This window comes from Enterobacter ludwigii (assembly GCA_023023105.1).
Taxonomy (GTDB): domain Bacteria; phylum Pseudomonadota; class Gammaproteobacteria; order Enterobacterales; family Enterobacteriaceae; genus Enterobacter; species Enterobacter adelaidei.
Map to the genome: position 1 here is coordinate 3609458 of CP083824.1, position 25422 is coordinate 3634879.

General features: G+C 54.9%; 29 protein-coding genes. 17 read left to right on the plus strand and 12 right to left on the minus strand.

Features of this window, described 5'->3' with window-relative positions:
* Window positions 1–10: 10 nt before the first annotated feature.
* The 4 genes from LCD46_17385 (at window position 11) to nudI (ending at window position 2503) form a co-directional block, all read left to right on the plus strand.
* A complete protein-coding gene (locus LCD46_17385) occupies window positions 11–1180 on the plus strand; it encodes an HlyD family efflux transporter periplasmic adaptor subunit (GenBank protein UOY72994.1) in 1170 nt (389 codons plus the stop codon).
* A gap of 194 nt (window positions 1181–1374) precedes the next feature.
* On the plus strand, window positions 1375–1674 hold the full coding sequence (locus tag LCD46_17390; protein ID UOY69817.1) for a type II toxin-antitoxin system RelE/ParE family toxin: 300 nt from the start codon (window positions 1375–1377) through the stop codon (window positions 1672–1674).
* A gap of 10 nt (window positions 1675–1684) precedes the next feature.
* On the plus strand, window positions 1685–2032 hold the full coding sequence (locus LCD46_17395; GenBank protein UOY69818.1) for a HigA family addiction module antidote protein: 348 nt from the start codon (window positions 1685–1687) through the stop codon (window positions 2030–2032).
* 45 nt (window positions 2033–2077) lie between these two features.
* Window positions 2078–2503: a nucleoside triphosphatase NudI gene (gene nudI / locus LCD46_17400; GenBank protein UOY69819.1), complete on the plus strand. Its 426-nt coding sequence runs from the start codon at window positions 2078–2080 to the stop codon at window positions 2501–2503.
* Between the two features lie 2 nt (window positions 2504–2505).
* On the opposite strand, the gene LCD46_17405 is transcribed toward nudI, so the two are convergent.
* From LCD46_17405 to LCD46_17415, 3 genes are all read right to left on the minus strand, one after another.
* The gene (locus tag LCD46_17405) at window positions 2506–3015 is read right to left on the minus strand and encodes a hypothetical protein (protein UOY69820.1); all 510 of its coding nucleotides are present in this window, start codon (window positions 3013–3015) and stop codon (window positions 2506–2508) included.
* Window positions 3016–3100: 85 nt separating this feature from the next.
* Window positions 3101–4282, minus strand: coding sequence for a PLP-dependent aminotransferase family protein (locus LCD46_17410; GenBank protein UOY69821.1), 1182 nt, complete (start codon window positions 4280–4282; stop codon window positions 3101–3103).
* A 20-nt stretch (window positions 4283–4302) separates the two neighbouring features.
* Entirely contained in the window at window positions 4303–5190 is an 888-nt protein-coding gene (locus LCD46_17415) for a LysR family transcriptional regulator (GenBank protein ID UOY69822.1), read from the minus strand.
* Window positions 5191–5288: 98 nt separating this feature from the next.
* Here LCD46_17415 and LCD46_17420 point away from each other — a divergent pair, with 98 nt between their 5' ends.
* A complete protein-coding gene (locus tag LCD46_17420) occupies window positions 5289–5891 on the plus strand; it encodes a short chain dehydrogenase (GenBank protein ID UOY69823.1) in 603 nt (200 codons plus the stop codon).
* Here the strand turns inward: LCD46_17420 and LCD46_17425 are convergent.
* The 7 genes from LCD46_17425 to LCD46_17455 all read right to left on the minus strand — a co-directional run bounded on the left by LCD46_17425 (window position 5885) and on the right by LCD46_17455 (window position 14286).
* Entirely contained in the window at window positions 5885–6619 is a 735-nt protein-coding gene (locus LCD46_17425) for a class I SAM-dependent methyltransferase (GenBank protein ID UOY69824.1), read from the minus strand. The two genes, LCD46_17420 and LCD46_17425, sit on opposite strands and share 7 nt — an antisense overlap.
* Window positions 6620–6721: 102 nt before the next feature.
* Window positions 6722–8101 carry an amidohydrolase family protein gene (locus LCD46_17430; GenBank protein UOY69825.1) on the minus strand — a complete coding sequence of 460 codons (1380 nt, stop codon included), beginning with the start codon at window positions 8099–8101 and terminating at the stop codon, window positions 6722–6724.
* Window position 8102: 1 nt separating this feature from the next.
* Window positions 8103–9059, minus strand: a complete 957-nt coding sequence (locus tag LCD46_17435; GenBank protein UOY69826.1) for a carbamate kinase family protein — start codon at window positions 9057–9059, stop codon at window positions 8103–8105.
* Complete coding sequence (locus LCD46_17440) at window positions 9056–10606, minus strand: xanthine permease (protein UOY69827.1); 1551 nt, start codon at window positions 10604–10606, stop codon at window positions 9056–9058. Before LCD46_17440 ends, LCD46_17435 begins: the two co-directional genes overlap by 4 nt.
* A gap of 11 nt (window positions 10607–10617) precedes the next feature.
* Entirely contained in the window at window positions 10618–12033 is a 1416-nt protein-coding gene (locus LCD46_17445; GenBank protein ID UOY69828.1) for a DUF1116 domain-containing protein, read from the minus strand.
* Entirely contained in the window at window positions 12033–13574 is a 1542-nt protein-coding gene (fdrA, locus tag LCD46_17450) for an acyl-CoA synthetase FdrA (GenBank protein UOY69829.1), read from the minus strand. Before fdrA ends, LCD46_17445 begins: the two co-directional genes overlap by 1 nt.
* A 106-nt stretch (window positions 13575–13680) precedes the next feature.
* A complete protein-coding gene (locus LCD46_17455; GenBank protein UOY69830.1) occupies window positions 13681–14286 on the minus strand; it encodes an ankyrin repeat domain-containing protein in 606 nt (201 codons plus the stop codon).
* A 321-nt stretch (window positions 14287–14607) separates the two neighbouring features.
* Here LCD46_17455 and LCD46_17460 point away from each other — a divergent pair, with 321 nt between their 5' ends.
* The 4 genes from LCD46_17460 (at window position 14608) to LCD46_17475 (ending at window position 16673) form a co-directional block, all read left to right on the plus strand.
* The gene (locus LCD46_17460; GenBank protein ID UOY69831.1) at window positions 14608–15546 is read left to right on the plus strand and encodes a LysR family transcriptional regulator; all 939 of its coding nucleotides are present in this window, start codon (window positions 14608–14610) and stop codon (window positions 15544–15546) included.
* 37 nt (window positions 15547–15583) lie between these two features.
* On the plus strand, window positions 15584–15883 hold the full coding sequence (locus tag LCD46_17465) for a metalloregulator ArsR/SmtB family transcription factor (protein UOY69832.1): 300 nt from the start codon (window positions 15584–15586) through the stop codon (window positions 15881–15883).
* Window positions 15884–15892: 9 nt separating this feature from the next.
* A complete protein-coding gene (locus LCD46_17470) occupies window positions 15893–16414 on the plus strand; it encodes a rhodanese family protein (protein ID UOY69833.1) in 522 nt (173 codons plus the stop codon).
* Between the two features lie 79 nt (window positions 16415–16493).
* On the plus strand, window positions 16494–16673 hold the full coding sequence (locus LCD46_17475) for a hypothetical protein (protein UOY69834.1): 180 nt from the start codon (window positions 16494–16496) through the stop codon (window positions 16671–16673).
* 38 nt (window positions 16674–16711) lie between these two features.
* Here LCD46_17475 and stpA read toward each other — a convergent pair whose 3' ends face one another.
* Window positions 16712–17116, minus strand: a complete 405-nt coding sequence (gene stpA / locus LCD46_17480; GenBank protein UOY69835.1) for a DNA-binding protein StpA — start codon at window positions 17114–17116, stop codon at window positions 16712–16714.
* A 471-nt stretch (window positions 17117–17587) separates the two neighbouring features.
* Here stpA and alaE point away from each other — a divergent pair, with 471 nt between their 5' ends.
* Complete coding sequence (gene alaE / locus LCD46_17485; GenBank protein ID UOY69836.1) at window positions 17588–18037, plus strand: L-alanine exporter AlaE; 450 nt, start codon at window positions 17588–17590, stop codon at window positions 18035–18037.
* 32 nt (window positions 18038–18069) lie between these two features.
* On the opposite strand, the gene LCD46_17490 is transcribed toward alaE, so the two are convergent.
* Complete coding sequence (locus tag LCD46_17490; protein ID UOY69837.1) at window positions 18070–18414, minus strand: DUF2002 family protein; 345 nt, start codon at window positions 18412–18414, stop codon at window positions 18070–18072.
* A 160-nt stretch (window positions 18415–18574) separates the two neighbouring features.
* Here LCD46_17490 and LCD46_17495 point away from each other — a divergent pair, with 160 nt between their 5' ends.
* The 7 genes from LCD46_17495 to proW all read left to right on the plus strand — a co-directional run bounded on the left by LCD46_17495 (window position 18575) and on the right by proW (window position 25414).
* The gene (locus LCD46_17495) at window positions 18575–18901 is read left to right on the plus strand and encodes a DUF883 domain-containing protein (GenBank protein ID UOY69838.1); all 327 of its coding nucleotides are present in this window, start codon (window positions 18575–18577) and stop codon (window positions 18899–18901) included.
* Window positions 18902–19091: 190 nt separating this feature from the next.
* Window positions 19092–19331: a glutaredoxin-like protein NrdH gene (nrdH, locus tag LCD46_17500; protein ID UOY69839.1), complete on the plus strand. Its 240-nt coding sequence runs from the start codon at window positions 19092–19094 to the stop codon at window positions 19329–19331.
* Window positions 19328–19738, plus strand: coding sequence for a class Ib ribonucleoside-diphosphate reductase assembly flavoprotein NrdI (gene nrdI / locus LCD46_17505; GenBank protein UOY69840.1), 411 nt, complete (start codon window positions 19328–19330; stop codon window positions 19736–19738). Before nrdH ends, nrdI begins: the two co-directional genes overlap by 4 nt.
* On the plus strand, window positions 19711–21855 hold the full coding sequence (gene nrdE / locus LCD46_17510; protein UOY69841.1) for a class 1b ribonucleoside-diphosphate reductase subunit alpha: 2145 nt from the start codon (window positions 19711–19713) through the stop codon (window positions 21853–21855). Before nrdI ends, nrdE begins: the two co-directional genes overlap by 28 nt.
* Before the next feature lie 9 nt (window positions 21856–21864).
* A complete protein-coding gene (gene nrdF / locus LCD46_17515; protein ID UOY69842.1) occupies window positions 21865–22824 on the plus strand; it encodes a class 1b ribonucleoside-diphosphate reductase subunit beta in 960 nt (319 codons plus the stop codon).
* Window positions 22825–23154: 330 nt separating this feature from the next.
* Window positions 23155–24357, plus strand: coding sequence for a glycine betaine/L-proline ABC transporter ATP-binding protein ProV (gene proV, locus LCD46_17520; protein UOY69843.1), 1203 nt, complete (start codon window positions 23155–23157; stop codon window positions 24355–24357).
* Window positions 24350–25414, plus strand: coding sequence for a glycine betaine/L-proline ABC transporter permease ProW (gene proW / locus LCD46_17525; GenBank protein UOY69844.1), 1065 nt, complete (start codon window positions 24350–24352; stop codon window positions 25412–25414). The genes proV and proW overlap by 8 nt, the downstream gene beginning before the upstream one ends.
* Window positions 25415–25422 lie beyond the last annotated feature (8 nt).

Below are 25422 nucleotides of genomic sequence, written 5' to 3' on the forward strand. Positions count from 1 at the left end.
CGTCGCCGCAATGAACGATCTGGATAACGCCCTCGACTCCGAAAGCGGCTACACCGGTGCGCGACGGATCGTGATCTTCTCGCTGCTGATGTTTGTGGTGCTGGGCGTCTGGGCGTGGTTTGGCGTGCTGGATGAGGTGTCAACCGGCTCGGGTAAAGTGATCCCCAGCTCGCGCGAGCAGGTATTGCAGTCGCTTGACGGCGGGATCCTCACCGAACTGAACGTCCACGAAGGGGATCAGGTGCAGGCCGGGCAGGTGCTGGCGCGGCTTGATCCGACGCGTTCCGAATCGAACGTCGGCGAAAGCGCGGCGCGCTACCGCGCTTCACTGGCCTCCAGCGCGCGCCTGTACGCCGAAGTGAACGATCTCCCGCTGAAGTTTCCCCCTTCGCTGGCAAAATGGCCGGATCTTATTGCCGATGAAACACGACTTTACAACTCCCGCCGCGCACAACTGGATGACACCCAGCGAGAGCTGCGCGCCGCGTTAGACCTGGCGAATAAAGAGCTGGCGATCACCCAACGTCTGGTGAAAACCGGCGCTGCCAGCCACGTAGAGGTGCTACGGTTGCAGCGGCAAAAAAGTGACCTGGAGCTGAAGCTCACCGATGTGCGCTCCCAGTATTACGTTCAGGCCCGCGAGGCGTTATCCAAGGCCAACGCCGAGGTGGATATGGTCTCCGCCATTCTTAAAGGCCGCCAGGACTCCGTCACCCGTCTGACCGTAAAATCCCCGGTGCGCGGGATCGTCAAAAACATCAAGGTCACCACCATCGGCGGCGTGATCCCGCCCAACGGCGAGCTGATGGAGATTGTGCCGGTGGACGATCATCTGCTGATTGAAACCCGCCTCTCGCCGCGCGATATCGCCTTTATCCACCCGAACCAGGAGGCACTGGTGAAGATCACCGCCTACGATTACGCCATTTACGGCGGGCTGCACGGGGTCGTGGAGACGATTTCCCCGGACACTATTCAGGACGAGGCCAAGCCGGAGGTGTTCTATTACCGGGTCTTTATCCGCACCAGCCAGGACTACCTGGTGAATAAAGCGGGCAGGCACTTTTCGATTGTGCCGGGGATGATTGCGACGGTGGACATTAAGACCGGAGAGAAAACGGTGCTGGATTATCTGATTAAGCCGTTTAACAGGGCGAAGGAGGCGCTGAGGGAGCGTTAAGCCTGGAGTGCCGCCGGGCATTAAACCGCACGCCAGAAGCGGAATCCACCTCGAAGAATTTACCTTTAGTCATGCATCCCACTTCCCTTCAGCCATCACAAGGGTAATATTACCCGCAGACAAAATGCACTTGCGCACAGTGCTAGAGTGCAATACTATTCACTCAGCTTCATGGACTGGAGCTCACCAGCATTATGATTAATCATTTTCGGGATCAATGGCTTGAGGATTTTTTTCTTTACGGTAGATCGAGCAATGTTATTCCTTCAAATCTGGAGACAGCGCTTGCGAGAAAGCTCGACATCATCAACGCAGCTACTTCTCACCGGGATTTGCGATCGCCACCGGGCAATATGTATGAAGCATTGAATCCTCCTCTGAAGGGATATTCCTCAATCCGGGTAAACAGGCAATACAGGCTTGTATTTCTCTGGACAAAGGGTAAAGCAGACGATCTCTACCTCTCTCCACACAGGTACACGCAACACAAGTGAGGCATCACCTATGACACTTCAACAGGCACACCGCAAACCTACCACGCCGGGCGACGTGTTGCAGTACGAGTATCTTGAACCGCTCAATCTGAAAATCAGCGATCTGGCGGAGATGCTTAATGTACACCGCAATACCATCAGCGCGCTGGTCAATAACAATCGCAAACTTACTGCCGATATGGCGATAAAACTGGCAAAAACCTTTGATACCACTATTGAATTTTGGCTGAACCTACAGCTGAACGTCGATATCTGGGAAGCGCAATCTAACTCCCGGACGCAGGAGGAGTTAAGCCGTATAAAGACCGTTGCGGAAGTCATGGCTAAGCGAAAATCTGGCCAGCCGGATGTTGCCTGATTCAGCACAAAATTTACCTACTCAATACTTTTTCAGGAAGAAATTATGCGCCAACGAACCATTGTCTGCCCCATCATCCAGAACGACGGGGCCTATCTGCTGTGCAAAATGGCCGACGATCGCGGCGTGTTCCCCGGTCAGTGGGCTCTCTCCGGTGGCGGAATGGAGCCAGGCGAAACCATGGAGCAGGCGTTGCGTCGTGAGATCCGTGAAGAGCTGGGCGACGCACTGGACATCGTCTCGGTCACGCCATGGGCTTTTCGCGATGACATCAGGGTGAAAACCTACCCCGATGGCACCACTGAGGAGATTTATATGATCTATCTGATCTTTGACTGCCTCAGCGCCAACCGGGCAGTCACTTTTAATGACGAGTTTCAGGAGATCGCCTGGGTTAGTCCGGAATCGTTAAAAGAGCTTGATCTCAATGAAGCCACGCGCATTACTTTCGCGCAGAAAGGCCTGCTGTAAATTCAGACCGGAACACGGGCGACATACACGCCAACATAGCGCGCAAATTTCCCGAGAAACACACCAGCGAACACACCGCCAGAGACGATCGCCAGCGCGCTCATGGCGGGCTGCTGCATTGTCTGCGGAGAGACCGCGCTCATTACGCCCAGCACATACTTCACCCCAAACGCCAGCATCATAAACGGCAGCGCGGTGTAATCTGCCTGGCGGAAAAGGCTGCGCGGCGCATCTGCGCGGGTGATAACCGCCTGCTTAATCAGGAAATACCCCAGCGCAGCACCGGCAAAGATCCCCGCCGTCCACAATATGACAGTCTCGGGAGTGAGCGTGCGATAGACCACCAGATCGTAGATATCCCAGATAAGAAAGATCGCCGGAATGACAGCAAGCCTCTCCAGCGTGACGGTAGTCGGCTGGCGGGCTTTAATGCCGCGGGAGATAAGGAAGATAAACAGCACCCACACCCAGACGGGCGTGTGCGTAACGACACCGATCAGAAATTCAAACATGGAGATCACCATGGAAGATAGCGGCTTTGGCCGCGCTGCAAGAATATTACGCATAACGGCGGAGACGCCATTATGCGCAGGTCTTTTACAGCGATTTTTTCAGGCGTTGAACCGCCTCTTTCAGCTCTTCATCCGTTGGCGTGACAAACGACATACGCAGCGTCGAATGGTCTGGCTCATTGCAGTAGAAAAATTCGCCCGGAACAAATACTACGCCGTTACTTAACGTTTTTTCCAGCCAGCGAGTGGTATTACTCCCATTTTTCATAGTCGCCCACAGGAACATGCCGCCCTTCGGCTTGTGGAATGACATCACATCACCCAGCTCGGCTTCCAGTTCTGTTGCGAACGTCTGGTATTTCTGGCGATAGGCTTCGCGGATCATTTTAATCTGATCGGCCAGACGACCGGTTTTCAGGTATTCGTACGTCATCAGCTGCGACAGCGTGCTGGTGTGCAGATCGGTGGTTTGCTTGAGATTCACCACCGCGCGCTTCAGCCACTCCGGTACCAGCACCCAGCCCACGCGGGTGCCTGGCGCAAGAATTTTAGAGAAGGTTGAGGTATACACCACGTTCTCTTCGTTACCGATATCTTTGGCGTGGGCAATTAACGGGCGGAAAACTTCATCGGTGTAATTAATTTCGCTGTACGGATCGTCTTCAATAATCACGAAGTCATAACGCTTCGATAATTCCACCAGCTGTTTACGACGCGGTTCAGAAAGGGTTACCCCACCCGGGTTACCAAATGTCGGCACAATATAAACCGCTTTAATGGGTTTATTGGCCACCAGCGTTTCGAGCTCATCCACTTTCATTCCGTCAGCATCGGTACCCACGGATTCAAAATTCGCCTGCGCCAGGCCAAATACCTGCAGCGCGGCAAGATAGGTTGGACGCTCGACGACGACGGTATCGCCAGGGTTAATTAATGCACGCGCCAGCACGTCAAGTGATTGCTGTGAACCAGAGGTCACGACCACATCATCCGCCTTACAGCGGATCCCACGCCCTTCACAGATGCGCTGAATTTCTTCCCGTAGCCCAGGAACACCTTCGGTCAGACCGTACTGGAAAGCTTCGCCAAAATGCTGGGATAATACGGCATCAGCGGCCATTTTTAGGCCTTCATGATCGAACAATGTAGGGTTAGGAATACCGCCGCCCAGCGAAATGACCCCTGCCATTTTGCTATGTTTTAATAATTCACGGATGGCAGATGATTGCAGGCCCTGCGCGCTGCTGGCGAGTTTATTCACAGACATTCTTTACTTACCTTCTTTTATTATATTGTGCCCAATCTTAGCAGAATATGGGCGATAAATTCTGTTAGCTTAGGGAGCGGTCGTAAATCCTGACGCCACAACAAATGCACCGGTCTTGGCTCTGGAATGTAATCCTCCAGCACCCGCACCAGCCGACCACTTTCCAGCTCTTCCGCGACCAGCACTTCCGGTTGTAATAACAGCCCCGCCCCGGCTCTTGCGGCCATCCGCAGCCCGTAGCCGTCGTTGCATCTTAGGATGGCATCACGCTTCCAGCGCACCTCCCCTTCGACACCCGGCAGCCGCCATTCATTGCGTGCAGTCCACACGCTGTGGGACAGGCAAAGATGATCCACCAGATCGGCAGGCGTTTGTGGCGTGCCGTAGTGCGCCAGATAATCAGGCGCGGCGCAGATCACCATTCGATAAGGACAGAGGTATTTCGCGACCAGGTCGTCGTTGCGAATGTCGCCAATGCGGATGGCCAGATCGACGCCCTCCTGCACCAGATCCACCATCCGATTGGTCAGATCCAGCTCCACGCGCACTTCCGGGTAGCGTTGCAAAAAGGTGGCGGTGAGCGGTGCAATCATGCAGCCGCCAAAGGACGTGGGGGCCGTTACCCGCAGCGTGCCAGCAGGTGTTGCGCGCAGTCGCTCGACCGCGCTTTCGGCGATGGCAACCTGCTCCAGTACCCGCTTCGCCTCGTCGAAATAGACTCGTCCGGCGTCGGTCAGGCTCTGGCGTCGCGTATTACGCTCCAGAAGACGCGTACCAAGTTGAGACTCCAGCAACGCAATATACTTCCCCACCATCACCGCCGACATCTCCAGCCGTGCCGCCGCACCGGTGAAACTGCCGCTTTCTACCACGGCAATAAAGGTCTCCATGCTGCGAAGCTTATCCATATTCCAAACCTCTGGTTAGTAATCTTCTAACTTTAGCCCAGTTTATCTGCATTTTTATTTATTAAAGAATGAAGGCTCACAACATTAAGGAGTCAGCGATGAAAATTGTCATTATTGGTGCCAGCGGTACAGTCGGTCGGGCAGTGACGGAAGAGTTGAGTCGTCGTCACGAGGTTATCCGCGTAGGTCGCACCCAGGGCGACTATCAGGTGGATATCACTTCCCAGGCGAGCGTGCAGGCGCTGTTTGAGAAAATCGGCCCGGTGGATGCCATTGTCTCTGCCAGCGGTGGTTTGTACTTCGGTCCGCTCGCCACGATGAAAGACAGTGATTTCAACCAGGGCCTGCAGGATAAACTGCTCGGACAGGTGCGCCTGGCGCTGACCGGCCAGCATTACCTGAACGAAGGTGGATCAATTACGCTAATCAGCGGAATTGTGGCGCACGAGCCGATTGCGCAGGGGGTGAATGCCACCACGGTAAATGCCGCGCTGGAAGGGTTTGTTCGCGCCGCAGCCTGCGAACTGCCGCGCGGGATCCGCATCAACCTGATTAGCCCAACGGTACTCACCGAATCTGCTGAAGCCTACGATGGTTTCTTCCCGGGCTTTGAAAGCGTGCCCGCCGCGACCGTCGCCCAGGTCTATCGTCGCAGCGTAGAAGGCGTGCAGAGCGGGCGGGTGTATAAGGTGGGTTATTGACCCTTTCGGGCGGAAATGAGTACCAGCATCGGACGTTCCGCCTCTTCGGCCAGTGCAGGCCAGGCGTCAATTTGAGCCTGCGTTGGCCCCCATTCGTTGATTTCGCTCAGAGTTAATCCGGCCTTGATCAACGCGTTAAGCGTGGTGCCCAGCGTGCGGTGGTATTTGATCACCCCGTCTGCCAGCCAGTTGCTGACGCGCTGGCCTTCGTCCTGATAATGGTTCACACCCCAGAACCGCTCTCCGTTATCGTCGGTCAGCCAGCCCTGACGCGTAGCGCAGGTGTAAATCGGGTGTTCCATCGAAAAGACCAGGCTGCCGCCGGGTTTGAGCGCGCGCTGAACGTTGGCGAATAGCGTGTCCAACTCCGGCAGGTAGTGTAGCGCCAGCGAGCTGTAGATCAGATCGAGGCTGTTCTCGTTGAGCTTAAGAGATTCCAGATCGCTGCGTTGATAGCGAATCCCGTCATCGTGGGTCAACTCCGCCGCACGGGCGAGCATCTTTTCCGAGATATCCACGCCGGTCACTTCAGACGCGCCCAGTTCACGCGCGGCGCGGCAGAACCAGCCGTAGCCACAGCCGAGATCGACAATCGATTTACCGGTTAGGTCGGGCAGCATGTTTTTCAGCGCGGGCCACTCCGGCGCGCCGTCCAGACCCTGCACCGAGCGCGGAAGCTGGGCGTAGCCCTCGAAAAACGCCGGGTTGTCGTAGATGTTTTGTGCCATGGCAGATCCCTCTTTTAGAATGTGCCTCCCAGTATAAAGCATTCCCTGCGGCCTGATGCCCTCACCCCAACCCTCTCCCACCGGGAGAGGGCGAAATGCACGTCAACCCACAACGCCCCAAACGAGGTTGCCATTATGGAACGTCGCGGTGCGCGGGGAAATACGCGCCACGGCTTCGGCGGAGCAGGAAGCGTCTACCAGCACAAAACTGGCGTCGTCCTGCGCTTTCGGCCACACGCGCTCGCCTTTGTCGTTCAGCGGCAGCACGTCGCCGGTGGCGATACCGAGCGCGCGGGAGAGCGTCTGCTCGTTTGGTCGAATATAAAGCTGAGCGTACAGGTTGGCTTTTTCCAGCATGTCCCCCAGGCCATACGGAGACCAGTGGTCGATTACGCTGTCGGTACCCGTCATCACAAACACGCCTTTATCCCGCAACTGCTTTAGCGGCATATGTAGAGTGCCAATCGGCACGGTAGAGGCGATGGTTACCTGCTGTGCTGCCATGCGGGTGGCGATCTCATCCACCTGCTGTTCGTTGAGCGTGGCCAGCGCGAAAGCATGGCTGATGGTCAGTTTGCCCTTCAGCTCTGGCGTTTTCTCCACGGTTTCCACCATGTAATTCACCGCTGCCACACCCGCCGGGCTGGTTTCGTGCAGGTGAATGTCCACTCCTTTGTCGTAGTCCAGCGCAATCTGGAACATGGTGTCGAGGGATTTCTCCATCGCGCCATCCACGTTGGTGGGATCGAGTCCACCCACGTAGTGCGCGCCGGCCTGCATCGCCTCACGCATCAGTTTTTCAGAGTTCGATAGCAGCAGGCCGTGCTGCGGGAAGGCGACGATTTCGCAGTCGAAACCGGGCTTACGACGCGCCAGTACCGCCTGTAAATTTTCCAGGTTTTTCAGGCCGGAAACCGGCTCAATATTGCAGTGGCTGCGGGCGATGGTGGACCCTTTGGACTGGATCAGGTCGATCAGCTTTTCCGCGCGCTCCTGGGTGTAGGGCTGTAATTCCGGCAGCAGCTTCTGCTCAAGGCGGATCATGTCCTGAATCGTGGTGCCCGCCGGGCGGTTCAGGGAGCGCCACGGGCCGCCATAGAAGGTTTTATCGAGATGGATGTGCATGTCGCGCATCGCCGGCAGCATCAGTTTACTGCCCGCATCGTAGTGCGGCAGCGTGGCATCAGCGTGGCTTTTGTTATCCCGCAGGGTGACGATCTTCCCGTCTTTAATCTCCAGCGTTTTCAGCTCGGTGCGGGTGCTGGTCGCCACGCCGCCGTCGAAATTGAACCCGGCTTCCAGCAGGACGTTATCCAGATAATAGTGTTTTGCGGTGATGCTCATCGGTTTGCCCGTCTCGCAGGTTGGCTTCGCAGTATCCGCAGCATACGCGACAGATCCGGTCGCACCAAACAGTGCGCAGGCGGTGACCATTTTGCCGCTCTGGCTGATAAACTCGCGTCGGCTTTTGTTTTCACTCATCTTATCTTCCCTCATTAACAATATGGGTGCCGGTTTCACCGCGCAGCGCCGCAGGCAGGCTGTCCGGCGAGGTGATGATCACCCGCTTGCCGCCGTGGTGTAAAAATTCCAGCGAGGCGATGATTTTGGGCAGCATGCTGCCCGCCGGGAAATGGCCTTCATCCATATACCGCGACATTTGCGCCACGTTGACGGTGTCCAGCGCCTGCTGATTTGGCTTGCCGAAGTTGATACACACTTTTTCCACGCCGGTGGTGATCGCCAGCACATCAGCGCGGATCTCACGTGCCAGCAATGCGGTGGAGAGATCCTTATCAATCACCGCATCGACGCTCTGGTAATCACCTTCAGGTGTGCGAACCACCGGAATACCGCCGCCGCCCGCGCCAATCACCACAAAACCTTTCTGCGTCAGCGTCTTGATGGCATCGGCTTCGACAATCCGCAACGGCTGTGGAGACGCCACTACGCGGCGATAACCCCGGCCAGAGTCCTCAACAAAATGCCAGTCCGGGTGGGCGAGTTGCAGCTCATCGCGCTGCACTTCACTAAAGAACGCGCCGATGGGTTTAGTGGGATGGGTGAAGCCCGGATCATTTTTATCCACCTCCACCTGAGTAACGACCGTGACCGCTTTTTGCTCCCCGCGTGCGGCAAGGCGGTTATTTAACGCCTGCTGGATCAGGTAGCCAATACCGCCCTGCGTATCTGCCACACAGTTCGCCAGCGGAGTCAGCGGCAGCCCTTCCCGCTCGTGGGCGATTTCGGCGCGGCGCAGATCCAGCCCCACCTGGGGGCCGTTTCCGTGCGTGAGCACAATGTCGTAGTCGGATGCCAGCATCTCCAGCACCGACTCTGCCACCGCTTTGACCGCCAGCGCCTGGTGTTCAATCGACTGGCTGGCGTTATCTTTGATAATGCTGTTGCCGCCGATGGCGACGACCATAAGCTCTTTCATACGTGTTCCTTCGCAACAGTAATTTCAGCGCTCGCCGCTTCCCGGCTATCAAGGAAATGTTTCACCACAAACATGCCGCCCATCATCAGATACGCCGTGACAAACATCAGCGAACTGCCTTCGGCAAAGCCCACCACCGGGGCGTGGATCACCCCAAACAGCGCCAGCAACGCACCAACAGCCGCCGCAACGGCACCGCGCAGCGGTTTATTGATGATGGCGAAGATGGCGATACAACCCCACAGCATGCTGGCAAGCGGTGCGCCATTCCCCAGATGCACCAGCCCTTCGTAGTAGATGCCTTTGCTGTGCAGCACATCGGTACCGATTTTCGCCGCACTGGTGCCCGCCGCCCCCATCACGCTGTTCATCATGGTCAGCGCCCAGTTGGCGATCCACGGGAACAGACAGATGAAGATCACGGGCACTTCCACTTTGGGGGTTTCTCTCACCACCTGGTTGGCGGTCACCACGCCGATAAACACCAGAATCGGCACGATGGCGGTCATCGGAATGATGGCGAGCATAAACGCCCCCAGCCCGAACAGCGGCACGATGAACATTGTCACACCCGACGCCAGCGTATAGCCAATGCTGGCTCCCATCGCTTTCCAGCCCGCATGGCCAACATAGACTGTCACGGGGAACGGGTTACCCATCAGGCAGCCAAGCATTGATGCCAGACCATTTGCCAGCATCACTTTGCGGGTTGGGTATTCATCCCCTGCTGCGTGAGCACTCTCAATGTTTTCCAGGTCAAAGATGTAGTTTGCCAGCCCCAGAGGAACCGCCGAGGCAAGGTAAGGCAGCGCGTGCGGCAGGCCCTGCATAAAGCCTTCGATATGCACGGACGGCGGGTTAAAGCCGAACGATGACATCGACGCCTTGATCGCTTCCGGGCTTTGCAGGCCAGAGATCCACGCCAGGGCCGTACCGGCAACCAACAGCAATAGCCCTGTCGGGATGCGGGCGAAGATCGGCTTTTTGCCAAACCAGTTGATGAAGATCAGCAGCAGCACGATGAATGACACCGTTGGCGCCTCAAACGCCTGCAACATCGGGTTCATCGCCAGCAGCAGCAACCCTAAACCAGACAGGCACGACAGCAGCACGGTACGCGGGATCATCTTGCGGATGGTTTCTCCTAAAAATGAACCACCCGCCAGGATCATCGCTTCCACGAAGCACCACACCAGACCGATCTGGATGGCAAATTCCGCATCACCGGTCTGCTGATAAACCGGCATTAATACCAGGAAGGTCACGGTAAAAATCGACGGCGCGCTCGGGCCGGACGGCAGCGCAGTGACGTCAGTACGCCCGGTCTGGCGTGCCATCTGCAGGCCAAACCACGCATAGCAGACGCTCGCTACCAGTACCGCCAGCCCGAAGGCTGGCGCGATGCGTCCATAAACAATCTCCTTCGGGATGCCGACGACAAAAATGAGCAACCCCATCATGGTCAGCAAATTGGTCAGGTTGTTGGTCATGAGCCCGAAATAGGCCGCCCAGTCACCTCTTTTCCACTCCAGTTTCATGTTTTTCATGGATGCATGCCTTATAAAAAGTAGCGATCGCGGAAGGTCAACAGCGCCTTTTCAAAACAGCTAAACGGCGGGTGAACGATGCCCGCCCCAATCATGCCGATTCCGGCGTCCTTGTGGGCAATCGCGGTGTTGATCACCGGCAGAATGCCGCTGCCCGCCACTCTGGTGATGTCGATGGCAGTAGGAATGCCCATAAACGACAGCAGCGGAATGGTGACATTCGGGTTTTCACCAAGGGTGATTTCGCGCATCTGGCGAGAGAAGTCGATGGCTTCCTCGACCGTACCGCCCACCAGCGCCACAATCGCCGGGGCGGTTGCCATCGCAAAGCCGCCAATGCCGTAGGTTTCGGTGATGGCGCTGTCGCCGATATCCAGCCCGGAGTCTTCCGGTTTGTAGCCCGCAAACATCGGGCCAATGACCTGCTGCGCCGGGCCGGTAAACCATTGTCCGGGCAGGCCGGAAATACGCAGGCCGAATTCATAGCCGTTACGCGCCATGGTGGTCACTACGGTGCTGTATTCAATGCCGTGAGCGGCGTCCAGCGCGGCTTTACACATCGTCATCCACGTCGGGCCGGAGAAGTAGTCGCTGCTGGCAACAAACTCAAAGACCTCGCGCTGCTGCTCTACCGGGTAGCCCGCCTGAATCAACCCCGGCGTCAGCGCCTGGATCAGCAGCGTGGTGCCCGCGTTGTTGCGGTTGTGGCACTCGTCGCCCATGTGCAGTGCCTGCGCCAGCATTAAGCGCAGATCGATTTCACCGATGATGTTCATGGCGTCGCGCAGCATCGGGCCGAGCACGTCGCGCATCCAGTTCAGGCGGTCAATCACGCTCTGATCATTCGCGCCCATACGCAGAATTTTCGCCATCTGCTCGCTTAAGTTGGTGAACGCGCGGTTGCCGTAGGTTTTGTTTTCGACGATGTGCATGAACATTGAGGCAGAAGTGACGCCCGCCATGGAGCCTACACAGTCGTGTTCGTGGCACGGCGAGAAGGTGATTTCTCCGGAAGCCGCCACGCGTTCGGCGTCGCGGATATCTTTTGCCAACCCTTCAAACACCAGCGCGCCGGTAACAGCGCCTTTCATCGCGCCACACATGTTTTCCCACGTCACCGGTGGACCAGCATGCAAAATAGTGGTGCGGGTCATGCCTGGCACGACGTTGATCGCCTGGCCGTAACCCACCAGCACCGGATGAGACTGAATAATGCGCTCGAGGGCGAGGGTGTTGGCCGCGGCAATTTTTTCCGCCAGTGGTTTACTCGCCAGCTGGTCCAGCGCTTCCACCACCTGCATATTGCCCTGCCCCGGCGGTGTCCAGTCGAGTTGGGTGACGGGCACGTGCTGTTTTTTGAGGTCGTCACTGAACATCGCAATACCAACGTTAATCACGTTCAGCGGCTGGTTAAATAAAGTCGTCATTATGCTTTCTCCCCTTTGCAGACAAATTCACGCGCCAGTAATCCGGTATTGGTGCTGCTGCTGGCCCAAATCACACCTGCATCGGTCAGAAGCTGGCACTGCTGCACCAGCGACTGTGGATCCTGGTCAGTGCCCAGCACGTAGCCCAGAATTTCCAGCGGTCGGTTGTCAGCTTTCGCAATTGCCTGCGCCTCGTTAATGGCGTCGAGCATCACCCCTACCGGATCGTCGTGTGCGCCAAAGCCCAGCACGAAGTCCATAACGATCACCCCCACCTCCGGATCGCGCGCTTCCTGCAACAGGCGGCTGATGCGGTTAGTCGGGTCGATCATCGGGTGCGGTTTGCCGTTGGTGAAGTCGTCGTCACCAAAGTCAAGGAAGGTATGGGCTTTACTGACGTTGATGTCGCTCAGGCGTTTTGTTGGATCCGGCTGAATATTGCTGTAGACGTTGTCGAATTTCTCCAGCGCGGCAAACATGGCTTCATCGCACAGCGTGCCGCCGCAGAACAGCCCGCGAATGTACTTCTGCTGTGGAGTCAGACGGGCACGCACCTCTTCGATCAGCGGCCAGTTGAGCGGGTGCAGATCAAGTGACTCTTTTTTGATGCCGGTGAGCAGGACAGCTTTCAGGGCGGCTTCTTTAGTGCCACGGGCAAACTGCAGCCCGTCTTCATCGGCAGGTGGTTCATTGCGGCCCAGGAAACAGACAACCACAGGCTTACGGCAGGCACGGGCGCGGGCCAACACCTTTTCAGCGACCGCTGGTGCAGGCGGTTTGGAGATAAGTGCAATCACCTGCGTGGCGTCGTCCGCCTCCAGCATCTCGATGGCGTCGAGCATCATCAGGCCGCCGATTTTCTCGCTGAGATCGCGCCCTCCGGTGCCAATCAACTGTGACACGCCGCCGCCGAATTCGTGAATGCGCACGCTCAGCTCCTGGCTGCCGGTACCGGAGGCGCCGACAATACCAATCGGTCCGCGGCGCACCGCGTTGGCGAAGCACAACCCCGCGCCGTTGATAATGGCGGTGCCGCAGTCCGGTCCCATCATCAGCAGCCCTTTCTGGTGCGCCAGTTGCTTCAGCGCCAGCTCGTCGTCGAGTGACACGTTATCGGAAAACAACATCACGTTGAGATCGTTCTCCAGCGCCTGGCGCGCTTCACGAGCGGCGAAGGTGCCATTGACGGAAATCACAGCAAGGTTGCTGTCCGGGCGATGGGTTTTGGCGCTGGCAATCGTCGCATAGCGCGCTTCATGGGATCCCGCGCTCTCTTTACGCGTGAACAGCGCTTCAATGGCCGCCAGCGTTTCTTCATTTGCCGCATCGCCTTTAATCACGATCATCAGGTCGCCGTTTTTGGCCTCATTTAATTCCGGCGTTAATAATCCGAGATTTTTTAAGACGCCTTTGTTCATCTCCGTCGCCATGGCCACAAAGGCCTGCTCAACGCCCGGCAATTTATTGGCTTTGGTCGAAACGGACATTAATGAAACCGAATCGAAGTAGGTATTCTTTTTTATGACGATTTTCGTTGGCATTATTTTCTCCTGAAAGAGGATAAAAGCGGGCCGCCGTCGTGCAAAATGCACGCCGGTAAAATGCTTAATGTCAGGGTTGCCAGCCGGCTAAGGCTGGCCGGATAGGTTACGCGCCCGCCGCCAGCAGCAGGTCAGCGATTGCGGTGAAGCCTTTTTCTCGCGCCAGTTCGAGCGGCGTTTTTCCGTATTTATCGGTCATGTGCGGGTTCGCGCCGTGATTCAGCAGCAGCTTTACAATTTCCTGCTGCTTCGCGCCGCCGTCATTTAAAACGATGGCTTCCAGCAGCGGTGTCCAGCCAACAAAGTTGGTGTGGTTAACGTTAATATCGGTTTTCTCCAGTAATTCGCGCACTATTTCCACGTGCCCTTTTTCACTGGCGGGTGTAATACCCACGCCACCGAAACGCGTCAGACGGTCGAGATCCGGATTTGCCGGAAGGACGATGCGCAGCAGGGTTAAATCGTTCGTCAGGCAGCTAATCAGGAAGGGGTTAAAACAGGTCTGGTCTTGTTTATCAATATCCGCGCCGGCGGCAATTAATAACTCCACACAAGAATAATGCTTTTTCAGGCTGGCAATAATAACCGCGGTTCTTTTCTGACGGTTGGTGGCGTTAATATCCACGCCTTTCTCCAGGCAGGCTTTTAGCGCATCGCTATTGCCCTCTTCTGCCGCCAGCAGAAATTCAGTAACGAGTTCAGTTCCAGACATATTCAGACTCCCGATGTTTTTATTTCTGTTGACCTGAGAATAGCAACAGCCTGGTCATAAAAGAATCCGCTTAAAAATGATTCATCGACAGTCAATTCATTATTGAGTTAAATTCAACAATTCAGCCAAAACGTGCGGCCGTGCAATCTTTTCCTTATGTTTTCGCGCTTTTTAACGCGTAAGGCTGCATTCTGCTTATGCCTGACAAAGCCTTGCTATGCGCGACTTACAGCAAAAAGTCAGAACTGTGATCGGCTTCAAATGCGTTGTAACAACGCTGTTAAAATATGTTCAAAACTGATGGCTCACAGGAGCAGTGATATGAATTCTATCTTTACCGAAGAGAACCTGCTGGCCTTTACCACCGCCGCACGCTTCGGCAGTTTCAGCAAGGCCGCTACCGAGCTGGGTGTCACCACCTCGGCCATCAGTTACACCATCAAGCGGATGGAGACCGGCTTAGACGTTGTGCTGTTTGTGCGCAACACACGCAGCATTGAGCTGACCGAGTCCGGCTTTTACTTTTATCGCAAAGCCACCGATCTGTTGAATGATTTTTATGCCATCAAACGCGGGATAGACACCATTTCTCAGGGTATTGAAGCGCGAGTACGCATCTGTATTAATCAGCTTTTATACACCCCACGCCATACCGCGCGGCTGCTGCAGGTGCTGAAAAAGCAGTTTCCCACCTGCCAGATAACCGTGACGACCGAGGTGTATAACGGCGTCTGGGACTCCATCATCAACAACCAGGCCAATATTGCCATTGGCGCGCCGGACACGCTGCTCGACGGCGGTGGCATTGATTACACCGAGATTGGCGCTATCCGCTGGGTATTCGCCATCGCTCCGGAACATCCGCTGGCCTTCGTCCCGGAACCAATAGCAGAGAGCCAGCTACGCCTGTATCCCAACATCATGGTGGAAGATACCGCCCATACCATTAACAAAAAGGTCGGCTGGTTGCTGCACGGGCAGGAGGCGATTCTGGTGCCGGATTTCAACACCAAATGTCAGTGTCAGATCCTGGGGGAAGGGATCGGTTTCTTGCCCGAGTATATGGCCCGCGAGGCGGTGGAAGAAGGCTTGTTAGTCACCCGGCGCATTAATAATCCACGTAAGGACTCACGCATGCTGCTCGCCACGCAGCATGCGGCGACCGGCCAGGTCACGCGCTGGATCAAACAACAATTTGGCCCTGCGGGGGTGCTGACCCACATCTATAGCGATCTCTTGTGGCGCGAAGCAATAAATTAGTTTAGCATTTTCTTAATTAAGTAAACCCTAAACTATTATGACTGAACTCGAACAACTTCAGGCCAGCGCTGAGCAGGCCACAGGACTCTTAAAAGCGATGAGCAACCCGCGTCGGCTGCTGATCCTCTGCACGCTGTGCGGTGCACCCGGCACCAGCGCGGGGGAGCTGGCTCGCGCAACGGGACTTAGCCCCTCCGCCACGTCGCAGCATCTGGCGCGTATGCGTGAAGAAGGGCTTATCGACAGCAGCCGCGAAGCGCAGCGCATTCTCTATTTCATTAAAAACGATGCCGTGTATCAGCTTATCAGCACCCTGAAAACCCTTTATTGCCCGTAAGGAGCCGCCATGTCACTTCCTCTTCTATCACCGCAGCAGGCCAAAGCGCGCGTTGCCGAAGGTGCAAAACTGATTGATATTCGTGATGCCGATGAGTATGCCCGCGAGCATATTCCGGCTGCACAGTCCATACCGCTGGACACCTTACCCGGCGGGCTTACTACACGGGCGGGTGAAACCGTGATTTTTCACTGTCAGTCCGGCGCCCGGACGTCCGGAAATGCTGACCGCCTTGCACAGGCTGCTGCCCCCGCTCAGGCATTTGTCGTCGAAGGTGGCATTCAGGGCTGGAAGCAGGCTGGACTTCTGACTGTCGAGGACAAATCGCAGCCGCTCCCGCTGATGCGTCAGGTGCAAATTGCCGCCGGGCTGTTGATTCTCTGTGGTGTGGTGCTGGGCTATAGCGTCTCAAGCAGCTTTTTCCTGCTCAGCGGTTTTGTGGGGGCCGGGCTGCTCTTCGCAGGTCTGACAGGTTTTTGCGGTATGGCACGACTGCTGAAAGTGATGCCATGGAACCGGCGTACCTCATAAGCAGTAATCCGTGAATTACACTGTACCCGGCAGCGCGCGTGGGCTAAGGTGAAGTTCACTAAAACGATGAGGAGGTAATATGTTTTCTGTCGGTGATTATGTGCAACCGCGTAAAGGCGGTCCGAAACTGAAAGTCATTGAAGTTGAGGGTGACAGCGTTGTGGCGGTACAGGCCAGCAATGAACAAGGCGAGAAATATACCCTGAAAGCCAGCGATCTGGCTCTGTATACCGAAGACGGTGATTTCGGCGTCTGCTGAACAGACAACCGGACGGAGTGATCCGTCCGGCTCACGGATTAGATCAGAAAATCATCCAGTGATTTACCGTTTGCCAGCGCACTGGCAATTGGCTTCGGCGTACGTCCCTGGCCAGTCCACGTTTTTTCTTCACCGTTCTGGTCAATAAAACGATATTTTGCTTCACGCGCTTTACGTTTTTTCGCCGTCTTTCCTGCCTGCGCCAGATCTGAACCCAACAGGTCAGTCGGTGAAATACCATCGGCTTTCATCCGTTCCAGCAGAGCGTTAATTTTTTCCTGCTGCTCAGTACGCTGCTGCTCTAATTCCGCCAGTTCACTACGTTTCTCTTCAGCAACGACCCTGACCTTTTCCAGCATTTCCTCAAGAACGTCCAGGGATAATTCACGCGCCATGGCGCGCAGAGTTCGGATATTATTAAGATTCTGTAACGTCAAAGACATATTATTTGGAAACCTTTTCTTTGGGGTAAATAGATAAATCACAGTCAGAATAATTCATTTCTGTCTAAATATCTACCCACAGGACTTTCCTGACAATAGTGTAAATATCTTTAAATATCGACAATAATAATATTCGCGCACAACATCAGCACCGACAGAAACGGTCAACGTTAAGCCAAATTACAGCATACTGTTCCAAAAAAGCCCCTCCTGGCACCACCCTTCAGACCAACAGAATCAACCATCTGATTTTTATAAAAAAATACCCCGCAAAGACACAATATAACGAACCAAACAAAAAACAATCAATTTTAGAGAATTTTGTGGACAAAACGCGACTAAATAAAAATTATTCACTAGTTGTTAGTTTAAACTCAGAGATATACGCTATACACGTCAAACAAACCAACCTAAAGCACTAATCGCTGCGGGAAAATCGTTTTTATTGTGTTCTTCTCAAGGAGTTCAGACATGTTCTCACCGCAATCACGCCTTCGCCATGCGGTAGCGGATACTTTCGCGATGGTTGTCTACTGTTCTGTCGTGAACATGCTGATTGAAATATTCCTCTCCGGAATGACCTTCGAGCAGTCACTTTCTTCTCGTCTGGTGGCAATCCCGGTCAACATTATTATTGCCTGGCCTTATGGATTATACCGTGATGCGGTCATGCGCCTCGCACGCCGTATCAGCCCCGCAGGCTGGGTCAAAAACCTGGCCGACGTTCTGGCGTATGTGACGTTCCAGTCCCCGGTTTACGTGGCTATTCTGCTGACAGTCGGCGCAGACTGGCACCAGATCGTCGCGGCGGTCAGTTCGAATATTGTGATTTCAATGCTGATGGGTGCGGTGTACGGCTATTTTCTCGACTACTGTCGCCGCCTGTTCAAGGTCAGCCAGTACAATCAGGCCAAAGCGTAATGTGAGGCGACTGGCGCACGCCAGTCGCTGATTTACTGTACGTCGCCAAACAGTCCTTTCAAAAACCGCTCCAGTGCCATACGTGAACTGAAGCCATGCGGAATACCATAATGTTCATGCGTCTCGCCGCCTAAATAGAGCGGAAATTGCTGATAATGATCGCAGGTTTTAATATCCGAGGCTGGCTCAGCAAATGACAAACTTCTGTCTTTCAGTGTCGGGTGAATAATGAGCGCGGTACGTCCCATTCTGGCTTCACGATTAACGTAAACATAATTCTCACCACGGCGATATCCATACGCTTTTGATGTCACCTCATCCATGGTGAATCCCTCTTTTTCAAGAACGCGCGCCACCTCATCAGGTCGTAAATACATATCTTTTCCTCGTTATCTTTTCCTGCCCGGCAACCTTACAGTATTCAGCATTAGCAGGGCTTTCAGAATATTCCATAAACTGCCGGATAACGCGTGATGCACTTCAGATATTACATTTCTGAACTAAACTAAGCGGGAACACAAAATTACGGAGGATCGTATGTTTAACAGAACGAACCGAAACGATATTAACGACGACGCTCAGGATATTCGTAATGATGTCAGCCAATTAGCTGACTCACTGGAAGAGGTATTGAAATCCTGGGGAACTGACGCGAAGGACGAAGCGGATGCCGCAAAACATAAGGCTCAGTCTCTGCTCCGTGAAACCCGTGCGCGGATGAACGGCCGTTCACGTACGACTCAGGCAGCCTGTGATGCCGTCAGCTGTGCAAGCACCTTTGTTCGTGAAAGACCGCTCTGTACGCTGGGCACAGTAGCCGCCGTCGGTATCTTTGTGGGTGCCCTGCTTAACTTGCGTAAGTAACCCGCCTGAAAAACCCGCACAGCCCACCCTGCCCCGCTGTGCTCATCATCGGGGCAAAATCAATCTAAATTTCCCATATCTTGTATGGTTGAAACTTAGGATAACTACATCTAGTATCTCCTTTAGCAAGACACACAAATCTGACGCGTACATACGCGCCGTGCTCTCATTTTAAATGGAAATACGAATCATGAGCATTATTATTTACATACGTAACGATTGCGTTCAGTGCCATGCGACTAAACGTGCGATGGAAAGCCGCGGGGTGGCATTTGAGATGGTGAATATCGACCAGCAGCCAGAAGCAGCCGATATCCTGCGCGCGCAGGGTTTTCGCCAGCTTCCGGTAGTGGTTGCCGGGGAAACCAGCTGGTCAGGTTTCCGTCCGGATATGATCAACCGCCTCGCCGCTCAGGCCGCCAGGGCATGAGCGGACTGGTTTTCTTCTCCAGCAGCTCGGAAAACACGCTCCGCTTTATCGAGCGCCTCGGGCTGCCTGCGACCCGCATTCCGCTGAACGAGCGAGAGCGGATCCAGGTAGAGGAACCTTACATACTGGTGGTGCCCAGCTATGGCGGCGGCGGTACGGCGGGGGCAGTTCCCCGCCAGGTGATCCGCTTTCTTAACGATCCCCATAACCGACAGCGTATTCGCGGCGTGATCGCGGCGGGTAATCGCAATTTCGGTGACGCCTTTGGTCGCGCCGGGGATGTTATCTCTCAAAAATGCGGCGTGCCGTATCTCTATCGTTTCGAACTGATGGGGACACAGCAGGACGTAGAGAACGTGCGTAAAGGAGTGAAGGAATTTTGGCAACGACAACCGCAGAACGGGTAATTCAGGCAACACCGGATTACCACGCATTAAACGCGATGCTTAACCTCTATGACCGCGAGGGGCACATCCAGTTTGGCAAAGACCACGAGGCAGTGGACGCCTTTTTCACCGCCCATGTCCGCCCCAATAGCGTAACGTTTGAAAGCCAGAATGCGCGGCTCGACTATCTGGTCAATGAAGGCTATTACGAAGAACGCATCCTCACCCGTTATGATCGCGCCTTCGTGGTGAGGTTGTTCGAACGCGCGCACGCCAGCGGTTTTCGTTTCCAGACCTTCCTCGGCGCGTGGAAGTATTACACCAGCTACACGCTGAAAACGTTCGACGGTAAACGCTACCTCGAAAGTTTTGAAGACCGCGTGGTGATGGTGGCGCTGACGCTGGCCCAGGGTGATGAAGCACTGGCTGAACGGCTGATGGCGGAGATCCTCTCCGGCCGCTTCCAGCCCGCCACACCGACCTTCCTTAATTGTGGCAAAGCCCAGCGCGGCGAGCTGGTTTCCTGCTTCCTGCTGCGTATCGAAGACAATATGGAGTCGATTGGTCGAGCGGTGAATTCAGCGCTGCAACTTTCCAAACGCGGTGGCGGCGTGGCGTTTTTGCTCTCTAACCTGCGTGAAGCCGGAGCGCCAATTAAGCGCATCGAAAACCAGTCTTCCGGCGTGATCCCGGTGATGAAAATGCTGGAAGATGCCTTCTCCTATGCCAATCAGCTTGGCGCACGCCAGGGCGCAGGCGCGGTGTATCTGCACGCGCACCATCCGGATATTCTGCGTTTTCTCGACACCAAACGCGAAAACGCCGATGAAAAAATCCGCATCAAAACGCTGTCGCTCGGCGTGGTGATCCCGGATATCACCTTTGCCCTCGCCAAAGAGAATGCCGACATGGCGCTGTTCTCGCCTTACGATATCGAGCGTATCTACGGGAAAGCGTTCGGGGATGTCGCTATCAGTGCGCTGTACGACGACCTGGTAGCCGACGAGCGCATTCGTAAAACCTACATCAACGCCCGCGATTTCTTCCAGACGCTTGCCGAAATTCAGTTTGAGTCCGGCTATCCATACATCATGTATGAAGATACGGTGAATCGCGCCAACCCGATTGCCGGCCGCATTAACATGAGCAACCTGTGCTCGGAGATTTTGCAGGTCAACAGCGCGTCGACCTATGATGAAAACCTGGACTACGCTGACATCGGCAAAGATATCTCCTGCAACCTCGGGTCGCTGAATATTGCCCACACCATGGATTCCCCGGATTTTGGCCGCACGGTTGAAACCGCCATTCGCGGGCTGACGGCGGTGTCAGACATGAGCCACATCCGCAGCGTGCCTTCTGTTGAAGCGGGAAATACCGCGTCGCACGCCATCGGTCTCGGCCAGATGAACCTGCACGGTTATCTGGCACGGGAAGGCATCGCCTACGGCAGCCCGGAAGGGCTGGATTTCACCAACCTCTATTTTTACACCATCACCTGGCATGCGCTGCATACCTCAATGATGCTGGCGCGCGAGCGCAACCAGCGCTTCGTCGGTTTTGAACAGTCGCGCTACGCCAGTGGCGAATATTTTAGCCAGTATCTGGAAGGCGACTGGCAGCCAAAAACCGGGAAAGTACGCCAGCTATTTGCCCGTTCAGGTATCACCCTGCCCACGCGCGCGATGTGGCAACAGCTGCGTGATGACGTAATGCGGCACGGCATCTACAACCAGAACCTGCAGGCGGTGCCACCGACCGGCTCGATCTCTTACATCAACCATGCCACGTCGAGTATTCATCCGATTGTGTCGAAAATAGAGATCCGCAAGGAAGGCAAAACCGGGCGCGTTTATTACCCTGCTCCGTTTATGACCAACGACAATCTGGCGCTGTATCAGGACGCCTATGAAATCGGGCCGGAAAAGATTATCGACACCTACGCCGAGGCAACAAAACACGTGGACCAGGGACTGTCGCTGACGCTCTTCTTCCCGGATACCGCCACCACCCGCGATATCAACAGGGCGCAGATTTATGCCTGGAAGAAAGGCATCAAGACGCTGTACTACATTCGCCTGCGTCAGCTTGCGCTGGAAGGCACCGAAATCGAAGGCTGCGTATCCTGCGCGCTGTAAGGAGAAAGGATGAAACTATCACGCGTGAGTGCCGTTAACTGGAATAAAATTCAGGACGATAAAGATCTGGAGGTGTGGAACCGGCTCACCAGCAACTTCTGGCTGCCGGAAAAGGTGCCGCTCTCCAACGATATCCCGGCCTGGCAAACGCTGAACCACGCCGAACAACAGCTGACAATCCGCGTCTTTACCGGACTCACGTTGCTGGACACCATCCAGAACACCGTGGGTGCGCCTGCCCTGATGACCGACGCGCTGACGCCACATGAAGAGGCGGTGATGTCGAACATCAGCTTTATGGAGGCGGTGCATGCTCGCTCCTACAGTTCGATTTTCTCCACACTGTGCCAGACCAAAGACGTGGATGCGGCGTATACCTGGAGCGAAGAGAGCGAGTCATTACAGCGCAAGGCGAATCTGGTGCTGGCGCATTATCAGGCTGATGAGCCGCTGAAGAAGAAAATCGCCAGTGTGTTTCTGGAATCTTTTCTTTTCTATTCCGGCTTCTGGCTGCCGATGTACTGGTCCAGCCGTGGCAAATTGACCAACACTGCTGATTTGATTCGCCTGATCATTCGCGATGAGGCGGTGCATGGGTATTACATTGGCTATAAGTATCAGAAAGGACTGGAGAAAGTCAGCGAGCAAAAGCGCGAGGAACTCAAAGGCTTCGCGCTCGATTTACTGATGGATTTGTACGATAACGAGCTGAGCTATACCGAGGAACTGTATGCCGGAACCGGCTGGGAGGAAGACGTGAAGGCGTTCCTCTGCTACAACGCCAACAAAGCGCTGATGAATCTCGGTTACGACGCGTTATTCCCACCAGAGATGGCGGAAGTGAACCCGGCGATCCTGGCGGCGCTGTCACCCAACGCTGACGAGAACCACGATTTCTTTTCCGGATCGGGCTCCTCGTATGTAATGGGTAAAGCAGTAGAGACAGAAGATGAGGACTGGGATTTTTAATCACCACTAACGTTCGTTAATTTAATATAAACAGACATTTTTTCCCCCTGTATTTGCATAGCAACTACACTGTAATGTCCACGTCATATTCGCCTGAATAGATCCAGTTCAGGCGAAATTTCCCGATGCTGCAACAAAAATTTAAGAAAAACTCAAATCACGCTCAGCCCTTTGCTCATGGGAAATTCAGCCATTTCGTTTACGGCAAAATTCATGCCATAAGCAAACCCAGGGTTGTCTCAGATTCTCAGTATGTTAGGGTTATGCCCGTTAACAATTTACCATGGTAATCATATCGGCATAAACAAATAACAGGACACTCTCTATTGCATGGCAATTAAATTAGAAGTGAAAAATCTTTATAAAGTATTTGGCGAGCATCCGCAGCGTGCTTTCAAATATATCGAAAAAGGACTTTCGAAAGAGCAAATTCTGGAAAAAACAGGGCTATCGCTTGGCGTTAAAGACGCCAGTCTGGCCATTGAAGAAGGCGAGATTTTTGTCATCATGGGATTATCCGGTTCGGGTAAATCCACTATGGTTCGCCTTCTCAATCGCCTGATTGAACCCACCCGCGGACAGGTACTGATTGACGGCGTGGATATCGCCAGAATATCAGACGCCGAGCTTCGCGAGGTGCGCAGAAAGAAGATTGCAATGGTGTTCCAGTCATTCGCGCTGATGCCGCACATGACGGTGCTGGATAATACCGCTTTCGGCATGGAATTAGCCGGCACGCCGGCTCAGGAACGCCAGGAAAAAGCCCTTGATGCACTGCGTCAGGTAGGGCTGGAAAATTATGCTCATGCCTACCCGGATGAACTCTCCGGCGGTATGCGTCAGCGTGTGGGATTAGCCCGTGCATTAGCCATTAATCCAGACATATTATTAATGGATGAAGCCTTCTCAGCGCTAGATCCTTTAATTCGCACCGAGATGCAGGATGAGCTGGTAAAATTACAGGCCAAACATCAGCGTACGATTGTCTTTATTTCCCACGATCTCGATGAAGCGATGCGTATTGGCGATCGTATTGCCATTATGCAAAATGGCGAAGTCGTACAGGTCGGCACGCCGGATGAAATTCTTAATAATCCGGCGAATGATTATGTGCGAACCTTCTTCCGCGGCGTGGATATTAGCCAGGTCTTTAGCGCCAAAGATATTGCCCGCCGTACACCGAACGGCATTATCCGTAAAACGCCTGGATTTGGCCCACGCTCCGCACTGAAGCTGTTGCAGGATGAAGACCGGGAATACGGTTATCTGGTTGAACGCGGCAATAAATTTGTCGGCGTGGTTTCCATCGACTCCCTGAAAACCGCCCTGAGCGAAAACCAGGGAATTGATGCGGCGGTAATCGACACTCCGCTTGCCGTCGATGCCGAAACGCCGCTCAGTGAGTTGCTCTCTCACGTGGGTCAGGCGCCGTGCGCCGTACCCGTCGTCAGTGAAGAACACCAGTACGTCGGTATCATCTCAAAACGCATGTTGCTGCAGGCTTTAGATCGCGAGGGGGCAAACAATGGCTGATCAATCAAACCCGTGGGGCACCACTGAGGCCGCAGACAGCGCGGCACAATCTGCCGATGCGTGGGGTTCCACGCCAGCACCTGCCGATGGCGGCGGCGCGGCAGACTGGCTCAATAGCGCACCGGCACCGGCGCCAGAGCACTTCAACATCATGGACCCGTTCCACAAGACGCTAATCCCGCTGGACAGCTGGGTGACGGAAGGGATCGACTGGGTAGTCACCCATTTCCGTCCGGTATTCCAGGGGATCCGCGTCCCGGTAGATTACATTCTCAACGGCTTCCAGCAGCTGATGCTGGGCATGCCCGCGCCGGTGGCGATTGTGCTGTTTTCCCTGATCGCCTGGCAGTTTGGTAGTGCTGGTATGGGGATCGCCACGCTGATCTCGTTGATTGCGATTGGAGCCATTGGCGCGTGGTCGCAGGCGATGATCACCCTGGCACTGGTGCTGACCGCCCTGCTCTTCTGCATTGTCATCGGTTTGCCGATGGGGATCTGGCTGGCACGCAGCCCACGGGCGGCGAAGATCATTCGTCCATTGCTGGATGCGATGCAGACGACACCTGCATTCGTCTACCTGGTGCCTATCGTGATGCTGTTCGGCATCGGTAACGTGCCGGGCGTGGTGGTGACGATTATCTTCGCCCTGCCGCCGATTATTCGTCTAACCATTCTGGGGATTAACCAGGTCCCTGCCGACCTTATCGAAGCGTCACGCTCTTTCGGCGCCAGCCCGCGCCAGATGCTGTTTAAAGTGCAGCTTCCGCTGGCGATGCCGACCATCATGGCAGGCGTCAACCAGACGCTGATGCTGGCCCTGTCAATGGTGGTGATCGCTTCGATGATCGCCGTTGGCGGTCTGGGGCAGATGGTTCTGCGCGGCATCGGCCGTCTCGATATGGGGCTGGCGACCGTCGGCGGTGTCGGGATTGTGATCCTCGCCATTATTCTTGACCGCCTGACTCAGGCTGTCGGTCGTGATTCACGCAGTCGCGGCAACCGTCGCTGGTATACCACCGGCCCTGTCGGGTTACTCACCCGCCCATTCATAAAATAAGGAACAAC

Coding starts and splice junctions, on each gene's coding strand:
- LCD46_17390 (UOY69817.1), top strand. CDS start 1,375: ATGATTAATCATTTTCGGGATCAATGGCTTGAGGATTTTTTTCTTTAC.
- LCD46_17495 (UOY69838.1), top strand. CDS start 18,575: ATGTTTAACAGAACGAACCGAAACGATATTAACGACGACGCTCAGGAT.
- LCD46_17490 (UOY69837.1), bottom strand. CDS start 18,414: ATGTATTTACGACCTGATGAGGTGGCGCGCGTTCTTGAAAAAGAGGGA.
- LCD46_17385 (UOY72994.1), top strand. CDS start 11: ATGAACGATCTGGATAACGCCCTCGACTCCGAAAGCGGCTACACCGGT.
- proV (UOY69843.1), top strand. CDS start 23,155: ATGGCAATTAAATTAGAAGTGAAAAATCTTTATAAAGTATTTGGCGAG.
- LCD46_17475 (UOY69834.1), top strand. CDS start 16,494: ATGTTTTCTGTCGGTGATTATGTGCAACCGCGTAAAGGCGGTCCGAAA.
- alaE (UOY69836.1), top strand. CDS start 17,588: ATGTTCTCACCGCAATCACGCCTTCGCCATGCGGTAGCGGATACTTTC.
- nudI (UOY69819.1), top strand. CDS start 2,078: ATGCGCCAACGAACCATTGTCTGCCCCATCATCCAGAACGACGGGGCC.
- fdrA (UOY69829.1), bottom strand. CDS start 13,574: ATGCCAACGAAAATCGTCATAAAAAAGAATACCTACTTCGATTCGGTT.
- LCD46_17405 (UOY69820.1), bottom strand. CDS start 3,015: ATGTTTGAATTTCTGATCGGTGTCGTTACGCACACGCCCGTCTGGGTG.
- LCD46_17460 (UOY69831.1), top strand. CDS start 14,608: ATGAATTCTATCTTTACCGAAGAGAACCTGCTGGCCTTTACCACCGCC.
- nrdF (UOY69842.1), top strand. CDS start 21,865: ATGAAACTATCACGCGTGAGTGCCGTTAACTGGAATAAAATTCAGGAC.
- proW (UOY69844.1), top strand. CDS start 24,350: ATGGCTGATCAATCAAACCCGTGGGGCACCACTGAGGCCGCAGACAGC.
- LCD46_17445 (UOY69828.1), bottom strand. CDS start 12,033: ATGACGACTTTATTTAACCAGCCGCTGAACGTGATTAACGTTGGTATT.
- LCD46_17395 (UOY69818.1), top strand. CDS start 1,685: ATGACACTTCAACAGGCACACCGCAAACCTACCACGCCGGGCGACGTG.
- LCD46_17465 (UOY69832.1), top strand. CDS start 15,584: ATGACTGAACTCGAACAACTTCAGGCCAGCGCTGAGCAGGCCACAGGA.
- LCD46_17430 (UOY69825.1), bottom strand. CDS start 8,101: ATGAGTGAAAACAAAAGCCGACGCGAGTTTATCAGCCAGAGCGGCAAA.
- LCD46_17425 (UOY69824.1), bottom strand. CDS start 6,619: ATGGCACAAAACATCTACGACAACCCGGCGTTTTTCGAGGGCTACGCC.
- LCD46_17410 (UOY69821.1), bottom strand. CDS start 4,282: ATGTCTGTGAATAAACTCGCCAGCAGCGCGCAGGGCCTGCAATCATCT.
- LCD46_17470 (UOY69833.1), top strand. CDS start 15,893: ATGTCACTTCCTCTTCTATCACCGCAGCAGGCCAAAGCGCGCGTTGCC.
- nrdI (UOY69840.1), top strand. CDS start 19,328: ATGAGCGGACTGGTTTTCTTCTCCAGCAGCTCGGAAAACACGCTCCGC.
- nrdH (UOY69839.1), top strand. CDS start 19,092: ATGAGCATTATTATTTACATACGTAACGATTGCGTTCAGTGCCATGCG.
- LCD46_17455 (UOY69830.1), bottom strand. CDS start 14,286: ATGTCTGGAACTGAACTCGTTACTGAATTTCTGCTGGCGGCAGAAGAG.
- LCD46_17440 (UOY69827.1), bottom strand. CDS start 10,606: ATGAAAAACATGAAACTGGAGTGGAAAAGAGGTGACTGGGCGGCCTAT.
- LCD46_17420 (UOY69823.1), top strand. CDS start 5,289: ATGAAAATTGTCATTATTGGTGCCAGCGGTACAGTCGGTCGGGCAGTG.
- LCD46_17415 (UOY69822.1), bottom strand. CDS start 5,190: ATGGATAAGCTTCGCAGCATGGAGACCTTTATTGCCGTGGTAGAAAGC.
- LCD46_17435 (UOY69826.1), bottom strand. CDS start 9,059: ATGAAAGAGCTTATGGTCGTCGCCATCGGCGGCAACAGCATTATCAAA.
- stpA (UOY69835.1), bottom strand. CDS start 17,116: ATGTCTTTGACGTTACAGAATCTTAATAATATCCGAACTCTGCGCGCC.